The sequence below is a fragment of the Salibaculum halophilum genome, from assembly GCF_002094885.1.
GTDB lineage: Bacteria > Pseudomonadota > Alphaproteobacteria > Rhodobacterales > Rhodobacteraceae > Salibaculum > Salibaculum halophilum.
In genome coordinates, this window is record NZ_MSIT01000054.1 from 1 (window position 1) to 3,053 (window position 3,053).

Consider the following 3,053-nt stretch of genomic DNA (forward strand, 5'->3'; position numbering starts at 1 on the left):
CTGGGCGGGGTCGAGAACCCCTTCGCCGGCGCGGCCTCGGCGGTCGGCGATGCCGCGGGCGACGCCTTCCGCGCCGCCATGGGCCGCACCTATGTCGAAGCGCCGGACCTCTTCGGCGGGATGGCCGCCGACGCGCGCAGCCGCGCCGCGGGCTACGCCGAGGCGGCCGGCATGCTGTCTCAGGCCGCCGCGCGCCCGATGACCGCCTGGCAGGCGCTGAAGGACGCCGTGGCGGGCGCGGGCTCGGACGGTGCTGCGGCGCTCGAGGTGGCCACGGACTCGGCCGACCGCTTCGAGGCGGCGCTCGGTGCGGCCGGACAGGCGGCCACCGAAGCCGGGGCTGCGGCCGGGCCGGCCGCCTCCGCCGCCGCGCCCAGCACCGAGCGGGCCGTCACCGGCTGGCAGGCGGTCACGGCGGCGCTGTCGGACTATGCCACGAAGGCTCGCGAGATCGGCGGGGATATTGGCCAGAGCCTCGTCGGCGCCTTCCGGTCGGCGGAGAACGCGGTGGGCGAGTTCGTGAAGACCGGCAAGCTGAAGGTCCGCGACCTCGTCACCTCGCTGATCGCCGATCTCGCGCAGCTCGCGGCGCGGCGCTTCATCCTGGGGCCGATCGCGGGCGGCCTCGGCAATGCGCTCGGAGGCGCCGGCGGTCTGTTCGCCAACGTCCTGCATGCCGGCGGCGTGGTCGGCGTACCAGGACCCGGGCGTATGGTCCCGGCCGCAGCCTTCGCGGCGGCCCCGCGGATGCATTCCGGCGGGAAGCTCGAGCTTCGCCATGACGAGGTCCCGGCAATCCTGCAGCGCGGCGAGCGGGTGCTCTCCCGCCGGGAGACCCGCGAGTATGACGCCCCACGCCGAGACCGCGAGCCCGCCCCGGTCGTCAATGTCACGATCCAGACCCGCGACGCCGAGAGCTTCCGGCAGTCCCGCACACAGGTCGCCGCGGACATCTCGCGCGCCGTGGCCATGGGCCGGAGGGGCATGTGATGGCCTCCCACGAGGTCCGGTTTCCCGACAACATCAGCCGCGGCGCGCGCGGCGGGCCGGAGCGGCGCACACAGATCGTCGAACTCGCCTCGGGTGACGAGGAACGCAACGCCAGCTGGGCGAACAGCCGCCGCCGCTATGATGTCGCCTATGGCATCCGCCGCGCGGATGACCTGGCCGCGGTGGTCGCCTTCTTCGAGGCGCGCAACGGCCAGTTGCACGGCTTCCGCTTCAAGGACTGGGCCGATTACAAGTCGGCCCTGCCGTCCGCGGCGATCTCGCCCACCGACCAGGAGATCGGCACGGGCAATGGCAGCCTCACCGAATTCGCGCTCCTGAAACGCTACAGCTCCGGCGCGCAGAGCTGGACCCGCGCCATCGCCAAGCCGGTGGCAGGCAGCGTGCGCGTCGCGCTCGGCGGGGTCGAGCAGATGTCGGGCTGGACGGTCGACACGACCACGGGCGTCGTGACCTTCGACACCGCGCCGGCCGCCGGCGTCGCGGTCACCGCCGGCTTCGCCTTCGACGTGCCCGTCCGCTTTGACACCGACGCGCTCGACGTGACGCTCGACCTCGAGCGGCTCGGCTCGATCACCTCCATTCCGCTTCTGGAGATCCGGCGATGAATGACACCGGCAGCTTCGTTGCCGCCGTGCTGCGCGAGCTCGCGGCCTCGACCGCCGTGATCCTCGCCGCCTGGGGTGCGCTCGGCGGGGCGACGAACGCCCTGACCACGAAGATGCGCTTGCGCGACGCGCTGCGCCACATCCTGCTCGGCGGGCTGATCGCGGCCGGGATGGGCAGCCTGTCGATGGCGGTCATCGCGGCCTGGCTGGGTCTGCGGCCTGACGCGATCCCGGCGGGCGGAGCGGCGGGCTCGGCCGCCTATCTCGTCGGCGTCTTCGGCCCGGCCTTCATCGAGGTCGTCCTGGCCCGGCTGCGCGCCGCCAAGGGGCGCAAGGATGACTGAGCTTCTCCGCCTGGCCCGCGCGCTGCGCACCGAGTGCGAGGATCCCCGCACGCGGTTCGCGCACCGGCTGCGCATCGGTCTGGCCGTTGCGGCGCTGATCCTGATCTTCTCGTTTCTGGAGTAATCCCATGAAGATGACCGAGCGGGGCCTGCTGGCCCTGGCCGGGCACGAAGGAGTCGTGCCCGCGCCGTATCTCGATTCCACCGGCACCTGGACCTTCGGTATCGGCCACACGGCGGCGGCCGGGGCGCCCGACCCAGCGGAGATGCCCCGCGGCATGCCCGCCGATCTCGATGAAGGCATCGGCGAGGCGTTCCGGGTCTTCCGCGCGGATCTCGCGACCTACGAGGCCGAGGTCTTGGCCGCGGTGACAGTCCCGCTGGCGCCGCACGAGTTCGATGCGCTGGTCTCGTTCCACTACAACACGGGCGGCATCGCGCGGGCTGCGCTGACCCGCGACCTGAACGCCGGGGACCGCGAAGCCGCGGCGCAGGCCTTCTTCAACTGGCGGCGGCCGGCGGAGATCATCCCTCGGCGCGAGGCGGAGCGCGGCCTGTTCCGCCATCGCCGCTATCCCGGCGGGCCGATCCCGGTCTGGTCCGTGGATCCTGCGGGCCGCGTGGACTTCTCGCGGCCTGTCCGGCGGCTGGCGGAGAGCGAAGCCCTGGCGCTCCTGCAACCCGCCAGGCCCGCCGTCCCTACTGCCCCCGACACGCCGACCGGCTGGTTCGCCCGGCTGGTCGCCTTCTTTTCCAAGCTGATCCGGAGGGCCTGACTTATGCGCTACTTTCGACCCAACTCGCTCACGTGGTGGGCGGGACTGCTCGCCATGCTCACCGGCATCGCCTCCCTCGCGCTCCCCACCGCCGGCCCCCTCGCCGAGCTGTCCCGCCTCGTCGCGCTGCTCGCCGGCTCGGGCGACGCCTCTCCCGCTGGCCTGATGTTCCTCGGTCTGGGCCTGATCGGCCTGCGCGACCGGATTGAGCGCGGGTTCCGCGGCGATGCTTGAGTTTCTCGCAGGTCTGTTCGTGGGCGGCTGCCTCGGCGTCTTAGTCGCCGCCCTCTGCGTCGCCGCCGCACGCGGGGAGCGGG

General features: G+C 72.9%; 7 protein-coding genes. All 7 read left to right on the forward strand.

The window, feature by feature from the left end; translation table 11 throughout:
- A partial coding sequence (locus BU124_RS14365) for a phage tail tape measure C-terminal domain-containing protein (RefSeq protein WP_281250907.1) occupies window positions 1–990 on the forward strand: 990 nt, incomplete at its 5' end.
- Window positions 990–1,616: a DUF2460 domain-containing protein gene (locus BU124_RS14370; protein WP_084864251.1), complete on the forward strand. Its 627-nt coding sequence runs from the start codon at window positions 990–992 to the stop codon at window positions 1,614–1,616. The genes BU124_RS14365 and BU124_RS14370, both read left to right, overlap by 1 nt.
- On the forward strand, window positions 1,613–1,960 hold the full coding sequence (locus tag BU124_RS14375) for a hypothetical protein (protein ID WP_084864252.1): 348 nt from the start codon (window positions 1,613–1,615) through the stop codon (window positions 1,958–1,960). The genes BU124_RS14370 and BU124_RS14375 overlap by 4 nt, the downstream gene beginning before the upstream one ends.
- Complete coding sequence (locus tag BU124_RS15150) at window positions 1,953–2,084, forward strand: hypothetical protein (protein WP_281250908.1); 132 nt, start codon at window positions 1,953–1,955, stop codon at window positions 2,082–2,084. The genes BU124_RS14375 and BU124_RS15150 overlap by 8 nt, the downstream gene beginning before the upstream one ends.
- 4 nt (window positions 2,085–2,088) lie before the next feature.
- Window positions 2,089–2,736: a lysozyme gene (locus tag BU124_RS14380; RefSeq protein WP_084864253.1), complete on the forward strand. Its 648-nt coding sequence runs from the start codon at window positions 2,089–2,091 to the stop codon at window positions 2,734–2,736.
- A gap of 54 nt (window positions 2,737–2,790) precedes the next feature.
- Window positions 2,791–2,970, forward strand: coding sequence for a hypothetical protein (locus BU124_RS14385; protein ID WP_143530026.1), 180 nt, complete (start codon window positions 2,791–2,793; stop codon window positions 2,968–2,970).
- Window positions 2,963–3,053 (forward strand): DUF3789 domain-containing protein (locus BU124_RS15230; RefSeq protein ID WP_483880238.1); only part of this gene is annotated, 91 nt, incomplete at its 3' end. The genes BU124_RS14385 and BU124_RS15230, both read left to right, overlap by 8 nt.

Excerpts from the sequence above, each read along its gene's own strand:
- BU124_RS14370 (WP_084864251.1), top strand. The coding sequence starts at position 990 with ATGGCCTCCCACGAGGTCCGGTTTCCCGACAACATCAGCCGCGGCGCG.
- BU124_RS14375 (WP_084864252.1), top strand. The coding sequence starts at position 1,613 with ATGAATGACACCGGCAGCTTCGTTGCCGCCGTGCTGCGCGAGCTCGCG.
- BU124_RS15150 (WP_281250908.1), top strand. The coding sequence starts at position 1,953 with ATGACTGAGCTTCTCCGCCTGGCCCGCGCGCTGCGCACCGAGTGCGAG.
- BU124_RS14380 (WP_084864253.1), top strand. The coding sequence starts at position 2,089 with ATGAAGATGACCGAGCGGGGCCTGCTGGCCCTGGCCGGGCACGAAGGA.
- BU124_RS14385 (WP_143530026.1), top strand. The coding sequence starts at position 2,791 with ATGCTCACCGGCATCGCCTCCCTCGCGCTCCCCACCGCCGGCCCCCTC.